17 protein-coding genes are annotated in these 17,498 nt (G+C 37.0%); 4 read left to right on the top strand and 13 right to left on the bottom strand.

Annotated elements, in window-relative coordinates; all coding sequences use genetic code 11:
- Positions 1-11 precede the first annotated feature (11 nt).
- The 7 genes from glsA to amaP all read right to left on the bottom strand — a co-directional run bounded on the left by glsA (position 12) and on the right by amaP (position 5,585).
- Entirely contained in the window at positions 12-938 is a 927-nt protein-coding gene (glsA, locus tag AB3I00_RS07910; RefSeq protein WP_002340659.1) for a glutaminase A, read from the bottom strand.
- Positions 939-960: 22 nt separating this feature from the next.
- Positions 961-2,388, bottom strand: coding sequence for an amino acid permease (locus tag AB3I00_RS07905; protein WP_002340660.1), 1,428 nt, complete (start codon positions 2,386-2,388; stop codon positions 961-963).
- A gap of 30 nt (positions 2,389-2,418) precedes the next feature.
- Positions 2,419-3,633 carry an ammonium transporter gene (locus AB3I00_RS07900; RefSeq protein WP_002340661.1) on the bottom strand — a complete coding sequence of 405 codons (1,215 nt, stop codon included), beginning with the start codon at positions 3,631-3,633 and terminating at the stop codon, positions 2,419-2,421.
- A gap of 340 nt (positions 3,634-3,973) precedes the next feature.
- Complete coding sequence (locus AB3I00_RS07895) at positions 3,974-4,216, bottom strand: GlsB/YeaQ/YmgE family stress response membrane protein (RefSeq protein WP_002290686.1); 243 nt, start codon at positions 4,214-4,216, stop codon at positions 3,974-3,976.
- 31 nt (positions 4,217-4,247) lie between these two features.
- The gene (locus tag AB3I00_RS07890; RefSeq protein WP_002290684.1) at positions 4,248-4,805 is read right to left on the bottom strand and encodes an Asp23/Gls24 family envelope stress response protein; all 558 of its coding nucleotides are present in this window, start codon (positions 4,803-4,805) and stop codon (positions 4,248-4,250) included.
- A 12-nt stretch (positions 4,806-4,817) separates the two neighbouring features.
- On the bottom strand, positions 4,818-5,006 hold the full coding sequence (locus tag AB3I00_RS07885) for a DUF2273 domain-containing protein (RefSeq protein ID WP_002290682.1): 189 nt from the start codon (positions 5,004-5,006) through the stop codon (positions 4,818-4,820).
- 12 nt (positions 5,007-5,018) lie between these two features.
- Positions 5,019-5,585: an alkaline shock response membrane anchor protein AmaP gene (amaP, locus tag AB3I00_RS07880; protein WP_002297459.1), complete on the bottom strand. Its 567-nt coding sequence runs from the start codon at positions 5,583-5,585 to the stop codon at positions 5,019-5,021.
- A gap of 417 nt (positions 5,586-6,002) precedes the next feature.
- On the opposite strand from amaP, the gene AB3I00_RS07875 reads away from it, so the two are divergent.
- Positions 6,003-6,176 (top strand): hypothetical protein, encoded by a 174-nt coding sequence (locus AB3I00_RS07875; protein WP_002291299.1) that lies wholly within the window; start codon positions 6,003-6,005, stop codon positions 6,174-6,176.
- 77 nt (positions 6,177-6,253) lie between these two features.
- Here AB3I00_RS07875 and AB3I00_RS07870 read toward each other — a convergent pair whose 3' ends face one another.
- The 4 genes from AB3I00_RS07870 to AB3I00_RS07855 form a co-directional block, all read right to left on the bottom strand.
- Positions 6,254-6,409, bottom strand: coding sequence for a cyclic lactone autoinducer peptide (locus tag AB3I00_RS07870; RefSeq protein ID WP_002291297.1), 156 nt, complete (start codon positions 6,407-6,409; stop codon positions 6,254-6,256).
- A complete protein-coding gene (locus tag AB3I00_RS07865) occupies positions 6,406-6,987 on the bottom strand; it encodes an accessory gene regulator B family protein (protein ID WP_024635243.1) in 582 nt (193 codons plus the stop codon). The genes AB3I00_RS07870 and AB3I00_RS07865 overlap by 4 nt, the downstream gene beginning before the upstream one ends.
- 166 nt (positions 6,988-7,153) lie before the next feature.
- Positions 7,154-7,894: a LytTR family DNA-binding domain-containing protein gene (locus AB3I00_RS07860; RefSeq protein WP_002306636.1), complete on the bottom strand. Its 741-nt coding sequence runs from the start codon at positions 7,892-7,894 to the stop codon at positions 7,154-7,156.
- A gap of 7 nt (positions 7,895-7,901) precedes the next feature.
- A complete protein-coding gene (locus AB3I00_RS07855; RefSeq protein WP_002342192.1) occupies positions 7,902-9,179 on the bottom strand; it encodes a GHKL domain-containing protein in 1,278 nt (425 codons plus the stop codon).
- A 309-nt stretch (positions 9,180-9,488) separates the two neighbouring features.
- Between AB3I00_RS07855 and AB3I00_RS07850 the strand changes: the two genes are divergently transcribed.
- Positions 9,489-9,962 (top strand): DUF2975 domain-containing protein, encoded by a 474-nt coding sequence (locus AB3I00_RS07850; RefSeq protein ID WP_002306633.1) that lies wholly within the window; start codon positions 9,489-9,491, stop codon positions 9,960-9,962.
- 8 nt (positions 9,963-9,970) lie between these two features.
- Positions 9,971-10,198 carry a helix-turn-helix transcriptional regulator gene (locus AB3I00_RS07845; protein ID WP_002291287.1) on the top strand — a complete coding sequence of 76 codons (228 nt, stop codon included), beginning with the start codon at positions 9,971-9,973 and terminating at the stop codon, positions 10,196-10,198.
- A gap of 129 nt (positions 10,199-10,327) precedes the next feature.
- Here AB3I00_RS07845 and AB3I00_RS07840 read toward each other — a convergent pair whose 3' ends face one another.
- Positions 10,328-11,791: a helix-turn-helix domain-containing protein gene (locus AB3I00_RS07840; RefSeq protein ID WP_368025018.1), complete on the bottom strand. Its 1,464-nt coding sequence runs from the start codon at positions 11,789-11,791 to the stop codon at positions 10,328-10,330.
- A gap of 168 nt (positions 11,792-11,959) precedes the next feature.
- Positions 11,960-16,498, bottom strand: a complete 4,539-nt coding sequence (locus AB3I00_RS07835) for an LPXTG cell wall anchor domain-containing protein (protein ID WP_368025017.1) — start codon at positions 16,496-16,498, stop codon at positions 11,960-11,962.
- A gap of 609 nt (positions 16,499-17,107) precedes the next feature.
- Here AB3I00_RS07835 and AB3I00_RS07830 point away from each other — a divergent pair.
- On the top strand, positions 17,108-17,479 hold the full coding sequence (locus tag AB3I00_RS07830) for a hypothetical protein (protein WP_002340670.1): 372 nt from the start codon (positions 17,108-17,110) through the stop codon (positions 17,477-17,479).
- Positions 17,480-17,498 lie beyond the last annotated feature (19 nt).

Raw genomic sequence — 17,498 nt, 5'->3', positions numbered from 1 at the left:
TTCAAGAAAGGCTATTCGAAGATATCAGCATCGAGTTCTTTGACTACGTCCTTCAGTAATTGGATGCCAGCTGCGCTGTTACCGAATGGATCTAGTGCTGGACTGAAGACGCCTATGCCGTAACGATTGGGCACAGCTGCCATCAAGCCGCCACCTACCCCGCTTTTGGCAGGTACACCAACATGAACGGAAAACTCGCCTGATTCATCATACAAACCGGCAGTTGTCATAATCGATTTGACGATCGTTGCACTTTCTTCAGTAATGAGCCGCTTGCCATTCCAAGGAGCGATCCCTTTATTTGCCAATACAGCGGCTAGTTTTGCTATACCTGTAGCGGTGACATTGACGGAACATTGTCTGAAATAGGCATCGAGTATCTCTGGAACGTCTCCTTCGATCATTTGATTGCCTTTCATATAATAAGCAAGAGAGCGATTGATATCACCTGTTCTTGATTCAGAATGATAGATTTCTTCATTCAATGTGATATCAGGATCATCACAGATTTCTTTCATAAATGATATGATCCGTTCAAATTTTTCATCTGCATCTTTTCCGGCAATCAGAGAGGTTGTTGCAATCGCTCCTGCATTAACAAAAGGGTTCATCGGGTGTTTGCGATGATTGATCTCCATATTCATGATAGAATTGAAAGCAAATCCGGTTGGTTCCGTATTGATTGTTTGAAAGACTTTTTCAATTCCGTTATCTTTGATTGCTAATAACAATACGGGAACTTTTGACATGCTTTCGATGGCAAAACGTACATCGGCATCTCCTCCCTCGATCAGTTGTTTTGTATCCAGATCATAAATCGCCATACCTAATTGTTTTGGATCCACTTCAGCTAACGCTGGAATGTAGTCTGCCACTTGTCCTGTTTGATAATAGTGGAAATTTTTTCCAATCAATTGTTCTAATTCTTTTCCTTCCATTTGAATAACCAGCTTTCATTTTTTATTTTTCTGCATGCTGGAATTTATGACGGCATGCGTAGATCGTAAATGGAATAACTAAGACGATAAGATAAGAAACAATCAGAATCGTTTCATAAATCCCATGCTGTCCAGCTGCGATACTTGCAGGTGGAACAAATGAGATACAAAAAGCAAAAAGTGAAGTCAAAAGACCTAAACAAGCAACGATTACTTTTACAACTTTTCCTCCTGGAACCTGATAGGCTCTTTCAAGACTTTCATCTTTAAACACTAACTTCAAATAGCCCGCGAAAAACATAAAGTACAACATTAGGTAGATCACAACAGTTAATGACATCGCTGCAAGAAATGAAAGATTATTCCCCCCGCCACTTAATGTAAAGACGGCTGCCCAGATTGTCGCAACAATCCCATTTGCGATCATCAAATGCGCAGGAACACCATGTGCATTTTCTTTCGCAAAATATTCAGGAAGTAATCCTTCTTCTGCCGCTACGTGAAGTGCTTTTGAAGGAGAAGTTACCCAAGAAGCTATTTCTCCGATGACACCTAAACAAACAAGGATCGCAAGGATTTTCGCAACCCATGCAAGACTTGGATCAATGTGTCTTAATAGGAATTCTAACGATTGGATCACTCCTGTATTAAGAGACAAACCCTGTTGAGGGACTGTAGTAGCCACAGTCAATCCGCCAAAAGTGTCTAAAATGATTGCCAGAATAACCAATACAAACATTGCTAATGGATAATCCTTTTTAGGGTTTTCCATTTCATTTGCATGACTAGCAGATGTTTCTACTCCCATATACGCTAAAATAAAGGAAACAAAAACAACCAGCGTAGGTAATTTTGAAAAATCAGGAATCAATGTTTTCATAGACAGTGTCGTTTGTAGTGGAGCACCTGAAGCGACATAGTGGATCCCTAAGCCAAACAAGACTAATGCAGGCAATAAGATCCCAGCTACAAAACCGATTCGAGCAATTAAAGAAGTGTATTTGGTTCCTTTTAGCTGAGAGAGCAAGATAGCCCAGAAAATAATCAATAAGATGGCCAATTTCAGAAATTTATTGTTTTGTATAGCGTCGATCCCCGTTGCATAGGATAATGCACCAGTTAAGAAATACAGCATAGTCAAGTAGCCAACAGTTATCTCAAACCATTGGAAAAAGATAGCGGCAAAACCAAATCGTTTTCCCAATGTCCGACTGACCCAAGTATAGACACCGCCTTTTTCCCAGCCTTTCACCGTTGCCATCTCTGCTGCACACAATGCCACAGGGATAAACCATAGCAAACCGCCTAATAACAAGAAAAATACTAAACTGAAGCCAGAGGTCGCAAATGTGGGATATTCATATAGTGAAACGACCATTGAGATCGTCATGGCCAAAAAGCCGAAGAACGTTAATTTCTTTGCAGGAATTTTCGTTTTGCTTTGTTGCATGAATCTTCCTCTTTTCTATTTGATTTTGTTTCAATTGCGTTTGTTACCGAAGAAGAAAAAGTCTAATCCTTCTTCCTGCTCTTCTTTTGTAGTAGTGATCGTTGTGAAATGCATGGCTGATTTTAGAATCGCTGTTGTCAGCACATAGGCATACACGGCAGTAATGATGACACCAATCACTTGGATTCCTAAGAAGTACCAGCTGCTTGGATTTGTTAATAAATGGCTGTTAGTTGCAAAAATTCCGATCAGAATCGTCCCTGTGAATCCGCCCATTCCATGGACACCCCACACATCAAGTGCATCGTCCCATTGTTTCTTTTTACGAAAATCAACAGCAGCATGACAGACGATTCCAGCAATGATTCCGATCAACATGGCACTTTTTGCTTCTACATAACCAGCACAAGGCGTAATGGCTGCCAATCCAGCAACGGATCCTGTTAGTACGTCGACAAAATCAAAGCCATTTCCTTTTACTTTTGCAATAATCAACCAAGTAACCATCGCAAATGCAAGAGCGATGAATGTTGAACCAAATGCGTTGACTGCTTGATCATCTGCTCGAAGTGCACCACCGGAGTTAAAACCGAACCAGCCAAACCAAAGTAGACCTGTACCGATAGCAGCTGCCATAAGACTGCTATGCTGAGTTCTTTCGCCCATAGGAATCTTTCTTTGTCCAAGTGTGAGGATACATGCCAATGAACCGAATCCAGCTGTCGTGTGGATGACTGCACCGCCAGCAAAATCTCTAAATCCCATCTGATCCAAAAATCCGCCGCCCCATATCCAATGGCAAACAGGGAAGTAAATCAGCAGGTTCCAACAAACAACAAGGATAATATAGCCTTTTAAATTCAGTCTCCCTGCAAAAGCTCCTGTCATCAAAGGAACAGTAATCACGATAAACATCAGTTGGTAAAGAAAGAACATCAAAAATGGGATCGTCGCTCCATGGAACATGTTGGGGAAGCTTGTAACATGTCTCATCAAAAAGAAATCTGCCGGATTTCCAATCATACCGCCGATATCTCGTCCAAATGCCAATCCGAATCCACCGAATACCCACATGATCGTTGTTATCCCAACTGAGAGAAAAGATTGAGTCATGATCGTCAGTATATTATTCTTCCGTGCCAGTCCGCCGTAAAAAAATGCTAAACCAGGAGTCATCAAGCAAACCATCGCTGTACATAAAATCATGAATGCTGTATCTCCTGTATTGATAGGTAATGTATTCATTTTTTCGCCTCCTTTCTACGTTTACGAGTATAAAAGAAAATCTACTTGTATTTTTCTTCTGTTTTTTTGAATACATTCTTGTATTTATAAAAGACAGACAATCAATAAAAGCTTGGTGTGCTATGCTTTTTTATCGTTTTGACCAAATAAAGACAAAAAAATAAACGATCTTCTTTTATAGAAAACCGTTTATTTTCGTCTTTTTTTATTTTTCAAGCTATTTTTTCATAAGGAATAAAGAATACTTCATATAAAAATATATTAAAAAAGAACTGCAGCAAGTTTCACTACAGTTCTCAAATTTGTTCTTCATTTCAACATAATTTTTTCTTCAATTTGCTTATAATTTACGTGCAAAGAATGAAACGACTAATACTAAAATGATTGCACCGATTAATGATGGAATGATAGCCATTCCTGCAATTGTTGGTCCCCAAGTTCCTAATAAAGCTTGTCCAATGGCTGAACCTACTAAACCAGCAATGATGTTTGCGATGATTCCCATTGATGATCCTTTATTCGTGATTGCTCCTGCAATTGCTCCGATGATACCTCCGACGATTAATGCCCAAATAAATCCCATTTTAAATTCCTCCTAACTGACTTTTTACTTCTTATTGTACACGTGGTTCGTTATTTTCTTTGACTTTTTGTGCACCTTTGCCTACAGCAGCTTTTGCTTTATCTGTTTGGCGTGAAGCAAATTGTCCTGTTGATTTTGCTGCTTCTGTTACTTTGTCTTGTACTGTTTCTTGATCTTTTTGGTATTCTTCTTGTGTTTTGATGTCTGCAACATTCACATTCACTTCGATAACATCTAAATGTGTCATATTGTTTACTTCAGTACTGATCAATTCTTTGATTTGGTTGTAGATGTCTTCGATGTCTTTACCGTATTCTACAATCACATCTAAATCCACAGCTACTTGTTTCTTCCCTACTTCTGTATTGATACCTGCTGTTACATTATCTGTGTTGACTAATTTTTCAGCCATATTTGAGAAGAATCCGCCATCTAATGTCAATAGACCATCTACATCTTTCAATGCATAGCCGATGATTTTTTGGATAACTTTGTCTTCATAAGTCAATTCACCATTCATCATACGGTTTTCCCCTTTTTCATTTGCCAAAACTGATCCATTTGTTGTGTTCATGTTTTTGTTTTCCATCTTTGTTTCCTCCTATGATTTAAAAAATTGATCCACTATTCCTGTCTGTTTCAAATAAAATCCGATTCCTGCGCCAATTGCTGTCATAATGATGATTAACAATGTTTTGAAAAATCCAATTGTTAACCATAAAACAGCTAGCAGTAGTCCAAGACCCCCAAAGATAATAGGGAGCTTGTATGCTGAAAATAGTTCTTTCATTATTTGGCCCTCCTATTCCACTCGAGAGTGCTTGTAGTCTCTTGTATCTTCTTGTTCTTCATAACCGCTGTATGTGACTGCTACTTTGACTGTTTCTTTTGTTCCAAGTACTCTAGTCACTTCTTCTTCGATGTCTTGCATCAGTACACCTGTTTTCCCTACTAATGAAGAAGTTCGCTTCAAGTCTCCGTTGACATGGATATGGATTCGATTTTTCGTTGAACGTATCCGTACTTTAGGTGAATGAATGAACTCTTCTTCGTGTAAATGGGAACGTACCAGCCCTTCGATCGCTTTTTTGTCGATCGTCAATTTGCCATCTTCCCGTTTCATAACGAAAGTTCCTCTTGATTTTGGATAGAAAAGAACGACTAGCAAGATGATAATAGCAAGAACGGCAAATACTACAGCTGCCCAGAAAATATATTGTTGCATGTAGTAATTCGTTAAGGTAAAGAAGCGAAATCGTTCCAATTGTTCAGGCATAATATACGGCGCATTGATTAACGCAATTGCTAGAAACACTGAAAGTAGCAGCAAACTCATGATAACACCGATTATTTTTAACCCCTTATTCATTTTCCACCTCCTATAAACTTATTTTTACCCTGTAAATAACTCTACCGACAATCACAGTATAGAGAGCAAATAGTTAGCTTAGCACCAATAAATAAAGCGCTGCCAAACGTTGTTGGATCATAACGGCGTTTTATTGTCATTCTGATACTGAAATAACAACTAATCACTTATTCTCTGTTTCTTTTTGATTGCTGGCTATACTTAAAGGATATTATTCAAGATTAAAAATTGCAAAGATTATGCTCAGTTATTATTACAAAATTCTATTTATTTATTAAAATTTTCCAGTGAAGAAAAAAACGCAATAAAATAACTTAAGTTACTTTATTGCGTTTTTACTTTATTTTTCTATTATCATTTTTCTTATTTTCTTCTTTGGTTTATACTATTCTTATAAATAAAAACGAGGTATGTCCTATGATGAAAAGATTGTATTATTCATTGATCATAACGATTGGCTATTTGATTGTATCGAATCTTGGAAATATGGTATTTGGTATCAGTAAAGAATTCAGCTGGACTACTACACTATGGGAATCTTTATTCTTTTTCATCTTTGTATTTTTGTTACAAAACTATCGAAAAAAATAAAACTGTGCCAACGATCTGTTGGCACAGTTTTTAGGACTTTACGGTACTTTTTATTCGGCAATCCATTTTATTTTTACTTATTTTTCTACTTCTTTTTTTAATGCCTCTGGTACTTTTGGTTCATAAACTAAACCAATACAGGTACTTCCGCTTATTACAGCCTTTTCGGCAACGCTGATAGCAATTGTTGTGATTGCATGTGAGAGACTAAATTTAGTTTGTGTGTGTTTCATTTGATGATCTTCCTTTCTTTTTTTGGAATGAATACAAGTAAGATTGCGGTCAACATACCCAGTAATATCATGACTCTTGAATCATCTGCTGGAATCACTGAACCGATCAGCGTGAGGCTTATTCCTGTTATAACTAGCTTGTTTCTTACGCTTCTTCTTTTTTGTTGGTCTTGTGCGATAAAGGAACTAATGATTCCTAAAACCATACTAAGAATAGCTGCTCCGATGAAATATTCGTAGCGTGTAAGTTCCAAATGGTAATGATTAGCCAAAACAGGTAGCGCCACCAATAATCCCATACTATAGAGCGTGCAGGCCATGCTTCGGCTTGCATGATATCCTTTTGCGTATCTTCGTACAGCAATAAAAGACAAATGAGTGGTGATCACAGCAAGAATGCTATGTAAGAAAAACGCTGATACGTAAATAAGCATGAACTTGAAAAGATTAATGAACAGGATCGCTAATCCATAGTTGACTTTTGCTTCATCCAGTTCTGTTAACCCATATTTCTCTCCGAGTTTTCTGCTCATCTTGCTTGACAGCTTCTCTTCAAGAGACAGATATTCATTTGGCATATCGTTCACCCCTTTCTCACTTTTGATTATACTAAAAATAAGGATGCATATATTAAAAAGTCAAAAGTGCGCGTTTTTTTTACATAACTGCAGTGTTATCTTTCTTAATAACCCCCTTATATTCTTTAGATCTAAAAATATTCTAAAAAAAAGAACGTGACATTCGTCACGCTCCTTTGCTAAATGCAATCAATAATTTTTTTAAACTTCGTGTGGAAACAAGACACTTTTCTCCGTTAGACATAAGGATCGTTCTTTCCTTCTTGTTGATGGAACAAATATTATCTACATTTACAACAAACGATTGATGGCAACGGTAAAAGCTCGGGCTAAACGATTCAATCTCTTTGATTTTTCCATTATATTCTAACATTCGGTTTTCAAGATGAACGATCACTTTGTGAGGAACAGGACTGGATTCAAAAAACAAGATTTCGTCTACGAACAATTTTGTATTGATTGGTCCACTCTTAATACGAATCTGTTCTCTTGTAGGTAAAATTGTATCAAGATATCTTTGGTTAGCCACATCGATACATTTTGTCACGCTTTCTTGCAGCAGTGTATCGTTCCCCTTCACAATATAATCCATTGCTTCTACTTTATACAAAAAAGTGAGATAAGCTAAATCTGTGTAACTGGTCACAAAAATAATTTTTGCTAGTGGATCGTATTCTCTAATCGTAGCGGCTAGATTGATTCCATTCATATTGGAACTTAAGTCAATATCTAAAAAATAGATGCCTTCTGTTTTATTTGAACGTATATATGAAAGCAGCACTTCAGGGTCCGAGGTATCCATTTGAAATTTGATGTCATAATCTTGCATCATTAAATAATTTTGGATCATCTTTGCTAATTTCAATCTAAATGTTCCGTCATCTTCGCAAACAAAAATTTTCAACATAAAGATTCTACCCCTCCCAAATTGTCAGTATTTGAATAAACTGTCCTTCTTCGATTTTAGTATCTAAGTACACATTTTTATTCAACTGCACTAATTCATCAAGATTGCTTAGACCAATCCCACGTTCTTTCCCTTTTGATGAATAAGATTTTTTCTTTAATACATGTAAATCAGGTATATCAGAACGACATTTATTGGCAATAATAAAGGTTATCGCTTCTTCTTGTCTCAATCCGGCAAACAAGATTTTCGGCTTATCTATAATAGAAGATTCTTCAACTGCATTATCTAGAATGATCCCCAGCATCCGTACTAGCATGATAGAAGGAACGGGGAAAGCATCCAATTTTTGTGGCACATTTACGTCTATTTCTATTCCTTTTTCATGAGCTAGATACAACTTGCTCAACACAATGCTTTTTATTTCCTTGACTTCAAGATTTCTTATCGGTGACATTTCTAATAATTCCTGATCAAAAAGAGTTCCAGTTTCCTTGATATGGGAGTAAAAAAAATGTTTCATCCCATCTATATCATTACTTTGGATATAATTTTCCATAGAAACTAGTATGTTTTTGTAGTCGTGCTTGAACTTGCGTATTTCCATATAACTTTTTTCGATTTGCTCACTATATTCGATAAGATATTCCATTCGATTCTTTTCTTCTTTACTTTTATATTCTGCCTTTTTTATATAAACAGCTAAAAAGCTGATAAGAATAGCAAAAAGGCTATATGCCAGCATAAAAATCCCATGAGCACCCTTCATGAAACAGTCTAAATCTGAAAAGCGTTCAATCATAAGAAAAATGAAATAAATCAAAAACGTAGCAATAACAGTATACTTACTAATATCATATACCATCGATTCAAGGGGTACTTTTTTCAATATATGATTCCTTAAATAAAATGCGAAACATAAATATAAAATAATTGATAAAAAACACATACCCAAATCATTCATCGTTATAGATAATGATTTTAAGATAACGTAAATCAGATAATTAGAAAAAATAAGTAGGATAATAGATAACGAAGCATAGAATAAAGCTGATTGAAGCGTCTCTTCATGATAAATCACGAGAGCACACATGACTAGCCATACCAAACCAGTGGCAATTACATTTATCCATTGATAAAGTACCGATATCAATAGGATAACCAAGATTGATAATAAAGCATACTTTTTATTTCTTAGTTTCTTGTTCAAATAGCCCAATCCAACAAACATCGTCATCAGCTGTCCTGATATGAGTAGAGAATAACTTAACTGTAAAATATTCAATTTTAGAACCTCACTTTATGCATGTTTTACATAACAAAATAAACAGCAATTATGAATAAAAAAATTTATTTTTTAAGTTTTCCCCATAAAAATTGTAACATAGTTTACTAACTATTTGTAAATAACATATTTAAAAGTTTCCTTATAAATCAAAAAGAATCAAATGCTTACTTCAATTAAAACTCTCAAATACTATAAAACCACATTTGCTAAAAACGGCAAAAATTTATTGTTTTTCGATAAAAAGTAATTGCTTTTCAATAATTATTCTGCTATATTTTAGCTATCAAAGATAAAAGAGGGATAACAATGAAATTAAAAACATTATTATTAAAGTTTGTTGTTTTAGGTATAAGTGCCGTATTTATTTTATTCGGTATACTTTTTTATACTCAGATTGCTACAAGCGAAAAAGGATTCACTTTTGATTGGCAGACGACTTTATTTGTTTCTGTCATCTACTTCGCCCTTCTCTTAGGGATTATTATTGCTTATTTCTTATTGAGACTGTTGAAACAAATCGAAGAAAACCAGGCCTTTTCTAATCAAAGCTTAGACATTCTAAAAAAAATCGAACGAACGATTTTGATTATTGGTTTCGCCTTTTTCGGCTTGCTTCCTAAATTTTTGAAAGTAGCAGATTTAGATGATGCTCCTGGTTTGATGTTGGTAGGAATTGCTGTCGTATTCATTCCTTTTGCCGTATACACTTTGACAAGCGTGTTGGAAAATCTGCTCGAACACGCGATTTTACTTAAGACAGATCATGATTTGACAGTGTGAGGTGCGACATGGCTATTATCGTTAATCTAGATGTAGTATTGGCTCAAAAAAAGATGAGTGTAACAGAATTGAGTGAAAAAGTGGGTATTACGATGGCAAATATCTCTATTCTAAAAACCGGAAAAGCAAAAGCTATCCGTTTTTCCACCCTCGAAAAAATCTGTGAAGTATTAGAGTGTCAACCGGGAGATTTGTTAAGTTATCAAAAAGACCCCGATCCTATACCAAAAAAATGAATATAAAGCATAACAATCAGTAAAAAAATAATCTGAATAATAGATGTATGAGACCTTTAGCGGTCATTACATCTATTATTCAGATATTTTTTATTTTGATGGAATATCCTGTTGTCTATAGATACATATTTACACGTAGAGAGATTTTTCTTCTACTATACGGTACTTCTCCTGATAAAAATGAAGAAGATTTTGGATCTCACGTTGATTTGGAAACAGTGAAATACCGAAGACCGGAATGTTTGTCTCCTCATCGATCCTCGCATTTGTAAGGATACAATCGATATCTGGATAGTATAATTTCCTTTCTTTCTGATAAAAGTTTGGGAGAACACCAAATTGATAATAGTCTCCTAATTTTTCTTGCAATCTTTTTGTTATGTATTCCGCCTGTTTTTTTCTTGTATTTGTGACTATCACTGCTTTTAATTTTTTTTCTTTCCCTTCAACGTATGATAGCAATAATGGCCAGTCGAAAAGAATTTCTAAGATAGCATGGCGAACAAATGAATCGAGTTCAGGGATGACGTATCCTTTTTCTCTGCAGTCATCTACCATCTTTCCCTTCAATTCTTCATATAAACAGGCAAAAATCGACGGATCGACTATCGTTGTCTGGCTTGGATCATTTAGGATATATTCTGGAAATCGTGGTTGTGTCAGTATCTCTTTACATCGTTGAACGATCAGATCTTTGTTCTCACATTCCAACTGATATTTTTTTTCTAAGCAATCCATCCATGTCATTAAACAATTACTGATACAAAAATGATACTCTCTTTGCTCGCTTGCATTCCTCATTTTCAAAGCAGTATAAATGACTTCTGTATCAAATATCCACTGCCAGATTTTTTCTTCCCGTGGCAAAGAAAAATGGCTCAAGTGATTTTTCTCCAAGAATGAAAAGGTGAAACAGCTGATTTTCTTTTGCTCCATTCCCATTTTATTTTTGTTGAATCGTTGTATACGACAAGCAATAAAAAAATGTAAAAAACATAAGGTTTTCGGATCATTTTTTGCTACCTCATATAGTTGATTTTCTTTTAAAAATAGGATAACCGCATCATAAATTGCCTCGCTAAAAGAACGATTAAAAATACTAGCAGGAGAAGGATATTTTTCCATCAACAAACGAGCTGTAAGACCGTCGATCACCTGACCCTCTCCGACAATCCGTGTCAACCCTTTGATCCTCAAATCGTATTTTTTTAATTTTGATTGGATTTTCTTTACGATTCTTCGCAATGTACTTTCTGAAATAAACAGATACTCTGCTAATTCTAAATAATTCTCTTTTGGATGTAGCAGTATGGTTTCTAAATATTTATATTCAGTAGATTGAGAGATCACGATCTGATAAACATGATCTTTTGTGAAGGCAGGTGAAAATATAGCTGTCACACCAGCATCCCGATCAGTGACGATTTGGATATCGGAAGAATATGTATTGATTTCTATAAAATCGTTCCGCAATGTTTTTCCAGAACTTGCCAATCTTTTTTCTAATTGACTAAGACGGCAACGTTCCCCCTCGAATAGTATTTCTAACAGATTCAACTGACGTTGTAATTTTTTTGAGAGAAGATTCAACATGTTTTCACCCCTTTCTAACCAGATTCTTTTGATACATCCTGATAGATAAATGTAAAAGCACTCAATGTCGGTTTCCCTTATTGAGTGCTTGTGATTATATTATATCGTGTATCTGCTTTAGAAATAGGAACTTTGAGAACTATTTTTTCTTACTTAAGCAAAAATCGGTTATTGATTTTCAGCTTTCTCTTTTGTTTTTCTTCTCATAACAATCGCCCCTATGCCTGCTACTAACGCGATACCAATCAATGTCCATGCAGTATTCCTAGTTGCATTGGTTTGTGGCATATTCAGTGAAGATTCATTATCTGCACTTGTTGTTGGATCATCTTGGATGCTTGGCGTCGTTCCTTCATTTCGTTCCGTACTGCCGCTTGTATCTTCATTATTTGTATGATTATTTTGTGATTCATTCGTACTGGAATTCGTTGTGTGATCACGTACTTCATACGGCATATTCAATTCTGTTGAAAAACCGCCATAAGAACTGTCAGTCGTCACGTTGACTGCGACATTGTTCCGACCAGGAGTCGATGTGTCGATTTCAGAATTTAAAGAGACTGTATAAAGATTTTCTGGAATGACCTTGTCATTTACTTTTACATTTTTGATAAATGATTTAAGATCGAGATCCGTTGCACCTCGTGGGATTTCTACTTTATTAGCTTCTACATCAATTTTCCCGCTTGGTTCGAACCCATATTCTGTGACTTCATAATAAGCATATTGAGAACCGTAAGTGAAGTTCTTCTCCTGCTCATCTTCCATCAACATATTTCGTCTAAACTCTTTCGTATGATAGATCCTGATAATATCACCCACATTGACATTCAATGGCTGTCCACTATTGAATCGAGACAATGCTTGTTCAATCGTCCGGTTTCCTGTTACATCATATGTGAATCTGCTAGTGGTATTATCTTTGTTCATCACATCGAATTGATAATAAATCGAGCGATCGGAATAATCATGCACTACTTTGGACAACTCTGTATTTGCCACACCTTGAGATGCTCGGATAATCATTTGTGTATTCTGAGTGTTCGGATTTGTCTGTTTAATTAGACTGAATGCGCCGATCGTTGCTCCATCATTGTTTTTGACTCGGATCGTGCTTCCCCATTTCACTACATATGGTATCTTCACTTCTGTGAATCCAGTACCATCAGTCGTGCTTACTCTCACACGAACCCCTTTTTCTCCCACAGTTGTTGTATCAAAGTTAGACAATTGTTCCACCGTATAAAGATCACTCGTTAGCGGACGTCCGTTGAAAGTCACATTTTGGATCAATTCTGCCGGGTTCACTGTATTCGTCTCATGCCCTAACAGCAGTTCTTGTGAAATCGGATCTGCCTTGATATCTGTAAACGGCTCAAACCCTTCTTCTGTTACTTTATAATAGGCATAATTAGAACCACCAGTGTAATCTCTGACCATTTCATCCATCATCAGAAGATTTCTTCCTTGTGTCTCCGCATGATAGACTTTGATGGTATCTCCTACATTGACTGCTAACGGCTGCCCACTGTTGAATCCATTCACTGCTTGACGGATCAAGGTATTCCCTGTTACTTCATAGTTGTATTTTCGCGTGTCGTTTTCCAGTACTTCGATAGCATAATAGATTCCCCTACCGAAAGGATTGTTCACTGGACGGTTCAAGTCCGTATCACTTGAACCAAGCGAAGCATGGATTGCTAACTGATCGCCTTCTTTTAATAAACTAAACGCGCCGACGGTCATTTCTTCCAGTCCTCGAAGAACGAATGTACTTCCCCACTGTACTTCATAAGGGACTTCGATTTCGGTTTCAGCTAACCCATCATTCATCGTAATCTTTACTTTTGTCGTTCGTTTTCCAGTTGTACTTGTGTCAATCTCTGACAATTGTTCGATCGTGTAACGATCCTCTGAAATACTTTGATGATTGATCGTGACATCTTTGACTAGTTCTTTGACATCTAATGTGCTGACGTCATCCATCAAAGAGAATGTTTGCGAAGTCCCTTCTGCTTCCATCACTGGAATCGGTTCTAAGCCAAATGCAGTCACTCTGTAATAAGCATATTCGGAATCATAAGTGAAATCCCGTTCTTCTTCATCAATCATGACAATTGAACTGTTTGGCGATTTCTGCGGATGATAGATCTTGATTACATCATCCAATCGAACGTCAACGTAACCATTCCCGTTCCCAAAGTTATCGATCACTTGGCGCAGAGTTCCTCTACCAAGTACCTCATAATTGTAGATTGACTGATTGTTTCTCAGGACTTCCAATGAGTAATACAAGGCATGCATCGATTCTTCCGTACCGACCCGTTCATCTAATGCTGAAGGCAACCCACTGGTAACGGTTAATCTAGCTGCATTCCCACTTCTCAGATGCAAGGAATAAGCTCCTGCTGAACCACCTTCGCTTGACTTGATCATGAACGTATCTCCCCAAAGATAATTGACTGATGTTTCGGCTGTTCCTTTGATCGTCTCCCCTGAAATCGGGTGTTTCGCTTGTACCGTGATCCGAATATCTTGTTTGCCAGCGATCGTATTCGTCGGCTCTGTCGATTCTGCTGCGACAAATTCTAGATCATCGATCGCAACCGATTCCCCTTCAAAAGTGGCTTCTTCAATATAATTTTTAAATGTACTTGCAAGTGACGCAGAAGTTTCTCCTAATGTACGGTCTTCCATTGGCTTCAATTTCAGCTGGATAGCCGGATCAGGAAGTACAGGAAGTGGTTCAAATCCGAAAGCCGTGACACGATAATAGGCGTTATCTGTCCCGTAAGTGAAATCCTGTTCTTCTTCTACCATCAAAACTGAACTTCCTGCACTCTTTTGTGGATGGTGGATATTGATGATATCTCCCAACTGTACATCAAGGTATCCATTTCCATTTCCAAATGTCGTGATCACTTGCTGTAGAGTAGCTCTCCCCGGCACTTCATGGTAATAAGCTTGTCGATCATTTCGTAGCACCTCAATAGAGTAATACAACGAATCTTCCAGACCAATCCGTTCATCAAGAGGAGAATCTAATCCTCGAGTTGCCACGATTCGAGCATTATTCCCATTTCTCAACTGGAAGGCGTATGCGCCCGCTGATCGTCCATCATGGGCTTTCAATAAGAACGTGTCGCCCCAACGGATGTTGATGGACGTTTCGGCAGTACCTTTTACCATGACATCACTATCTGGATGTTTTTTTTGCACTGTTATTCTCACCTTTTGTTTGCCGACTGTAGAATAGTCTGGCTCTGTTGATTCCGCCGCAACAAATTCTAATTGATCAAAGTCAATTGCTTCACCAAACATGGACGCTTCTTCGATATATTCTCTGAAATTACTTGCTAATGAATCATAATTCATACCAAGATTGCGATCTTCTATATCTTTTAATTTTAGTTCTATTCCTGAATGTGGCAAGACTTCCATGGTAGTTGAACTGGTTGCTTCTCTTCCATCGCTCGTCGTAGCTTTTACTCGCCACGTATAAGTACCAGGTACTTGCGTACTTGCCTCAATCCACTCAAGCCTATGCGTACCATGAAAATTTATTACTTCAAAATAATCTTCTGGTGTTGGTAACTTTGAATATTGATAGATTTCATTCGTCCCAGCTTTTGGTGTCACTTGTAGAGGTGCTGGTTGAACAGTAATCGGCACTGACACATTAGCCGTTCGTCCCGTCTCATCAGTGACTGTTATCTCCCCATTTATCTGTCCTACTGATGACGTATTTGGGACTTTTCCATCTTTCCAGTCAATCGTGACACGTCCTACAGTATTCCCTGTAGTGATATATGTTGAAGGGGCAGGTAATGTATCATTTTGAGTAATCACATGCGGGCCAGTTTTTGCAGTAGCTGTAATTACCCCATGTGATTGTAAAGTCCCCGGAATCTCGATACTGATTGGACGTGTAGTACCACTTAGCGTAACATCTCTGAAATATGGTGGAGAGCTAAACCATTCACCGTAAGAAAGCAATATCGGTAAATTAAAGTCTACTTTCGTTGTATTTAGACTTCCCCATCTCACTCTTGTAATCCTAGCAAATATGTGGTCAACGGAGGTCCCTTCTCTTGCGGCATATACTCTTAAACGCCAGTTTCCACAAGTTGAATCTGTTGTAACCGACCACAACCCCGAGCCCAAACCATCACGATCAGAATAAAGAAAAAGAAGATTATCCTGAACAAATTCTCCCACACTAGGCGCAATATCCGTATCCTCATAATCAAAATTCCATCCTCTCTGAGTGATACGTTCGAAAGTGATTTCGGTATCCTTAAATTGGGACGCTGATGTATTTGACATAGCTCGGTCGAGACTACGTTGTATTTGATTTCCAACAGCAATTCGAATTTCTTCTCTATTCCTTTCGGCAGAATCGAATGCACTAGAATAATCAGTCAATACTGGAGTATTTTCTTGTATTTTTTTTATCCTTGCACCCGCGGTTAACATAGCGCTTTGTCCTAATCCTAATGCAGAAGTAGACAAACTATCTTCTGTCTTCTCTTTCAATGTTTGTTCTTCTAGTTTTTCTTTTTTCTTGCTCTGTTTTTCCAGCTGCCTCAATACTGGGACTTCCATGTCGCGTAAAGCAGAGGTAGCTTCTACTACGGTACCGCCCATATTCCCTAGAACCAGTCCTAAGGAGAGTGTACTAGTTAATAGCTTTTTTATTTTTTTCAATGAACGTTTTACCTCCTTTATTTTTCCTATACAGATTAAAAGCGGTCTGTTTTAAACCGTCAGCAAAGAAGGTATGCTATTTTCTTGTCTTAAACATAAATAAATCGTGTAAAAATAGTTTTGTTTGTTTCTAACCTCCGTAGCTTTTGCTCAATTGACACAAGTCTGATCGATCAAATAGTATTGATTTTGCTAAACACCTAACGATCATTTGTTGTGACAAACTTGACGGTCAGCATTGTACGTGAATTGCTCCTGTTCCCCTTCTTACGATCTTTGAATATGTAGTTCTCTCCCCAATAATCGTAACTGGGTGTCTCCCACTCCTTTCTTTTTGGTTTTATGCGGGAGCAAACTCCCACATTTATACTGTAAAGGGGTTCTTTCTATTATGTAATGCCACTTTTTCCCATTTAATATGGAGTTTTTGACAGAATGTTTCGAATAACAACGATCCACTACTCTTTTTTCTTTTTAACGTTAATTTGATAATAATGATTATTTATTTAAAAATACATTAGATAACATTAGTTACGACACAAAAAAGCTTCACAAACAAATATCGTTATTTTAAAATGAGGGCGAACTCACACAATTAGGAGGAATAGTATGCCATTCATCGTTTACTTTTTTCTTTCATTACTCGTGATCTATATCCCATTACCTACATTTTTCCTGCTCGTCAATCGTCTAGCAGAGCAACATGATACGATTACTGCTCTTACGAAGCTTTGTTTACTTCTATTTGTTTGTCTAGATTACTTTACGAGCTATTATTGGCTAAAACAGACAAGAGTAAAAAAGAGATATTATTTCTTCCTTGTCTTTTTCAATCTCTTTGAGTTTCTGATCCATTGCTTTTTACTTCATCAGTATCATACGATCCATTTGTGGATCATCTGGGTCTTTCAAGTGGTCGTACTATTTTGTATGTTCACTTTCCCTATCTCAAGAAAATTTAGGGAGACATTGTTTTATTAAAAAAGGTGGAGAAAGCTGC

Source organism: Enterococcus sp. C76, from assembly GCF_040886985.1.
GTDB classification, from domain to species: Bacteria; Bacillota; Bacilli; order Lactobacillales; family Enterococcaceae; genus Enterococcus_B; species Enterococcus_B lactis.
This window is presented reverse-complemented; position numbering and strand designations above follow the sequence as displayed.

What these genes read in the sequence shown, in the direction of transcription:
- AB3I00_RS07870 (WP_002291297.1), bottom strand. Translation starts at nt 6,409, where the DNA reads ATGAAACACACACAAACTAAATTTAGTCTCTCACATGCAATCACAACA.
- AB3I00_RS07860 (WP_002306636.1), bottom strand. Translation starts at nt 7,894, where the DNA reads ATGTTGAAAATTTTTGTTTGCGAAGATGACGGAACATTTAGATTGAAA.
- AB3I00_RS07885 (WP_002290682.1), bottom strand. Translation starts at nt 5,006, where the DNA reads ATGAAAGAACTATTTTCAGCATACAAGCTCCCTATTATCTTTGGGGGT.
- AB3I00_RS07850 (WP_002306633.1), top strand. Translation starts at nt 9,489, where the DNA reads ATGAAATTAAAAACATTATTATTAAAGTTTGTTGTTTTAGGTATAAGT.
- AB3I00_RS07895 (WP_002290686.1), bottom strand. Translation starts at nt 4,216, where the DNA reads ATGGGATTTATTTGGGCATTAATCGTCGGAGGTATCATCGGAGCAATT.
- AB3I00_RS07830 (WP_002340670.1), top strand. Translation starts at nt 17,108, where the DNA reads ATGCCATTCATCGTTTACTTTTTTCTTTCATTACTCGTGATCTATATC.
- glsA (WP_002340659.1), bottom strand. Translation starts at nt 938, where the DNA reads ATGGAAGGAAAAGAATTAGAACAATTGATTGGAAAAAATTTCCACTAT.
- AB3I00_RS07890 (WP_002290684.1), bottom strand. Translation starts at nt 4,805, where the DNA reads ATGGAAAACAAAAACATGAACACAACAAATGGATCAGTTTTGGCAAAT.
- AB3I00_RS07875 (WP_002291299.1), top strand. Translation starts at nt 6,003, where the DNA reads ATGATGAAAAGATTGTATTATTCATTGATCATAACGATTGGCTATTTG.
- AB3I00_RS07905 (WP_002340660.1), bottom strand. Translation starts at nt 2,388, where the DNA reads ATGCAACAAAGCAAAACGAAAATTCCTGCAAAGAAATTAACGTTCTTC.
- AB3I00_RS07845 (WP_002291287.1), top strand. Translation starts at nt 9,971, where the DNA reads ATGGCTATTATCGTTAATCTAGATGTAGTATTGGCTCAAAAAAAGATG.
- AB3I00_RS07840 (WP_368025018.1), bottom strand. Translation starts at nt 11,791, where the DNA reads ATGTTGAATCTTCTCTCAAAAAAATTACAACGTCAGTTGAATCTGTTA.
- amaP (WP_002297459.1), bottom strand. Translation starts at nt 5,585, where the DNA reads ATGAATAAGGGGTTAAAAATAATCGGTGTTATCATGAGTTTGCTGCTA.
- AB3I00_RS07900 (WP_002340661.1), bottom strand. Translation starts at nt 3,633, where the DNA reads ATGAATACATTACCTATCAATACAGGAGATACAGCATTCATGATTTTA.
- AB3I00_RS07865 (WP_024635243.1), bottom strand. Translation starts at nt 6,987, where the DNA reads ATGCCAAATGAATATCTGTCTCTTGAAGAGAAGCTGTCAAGCAAGATG.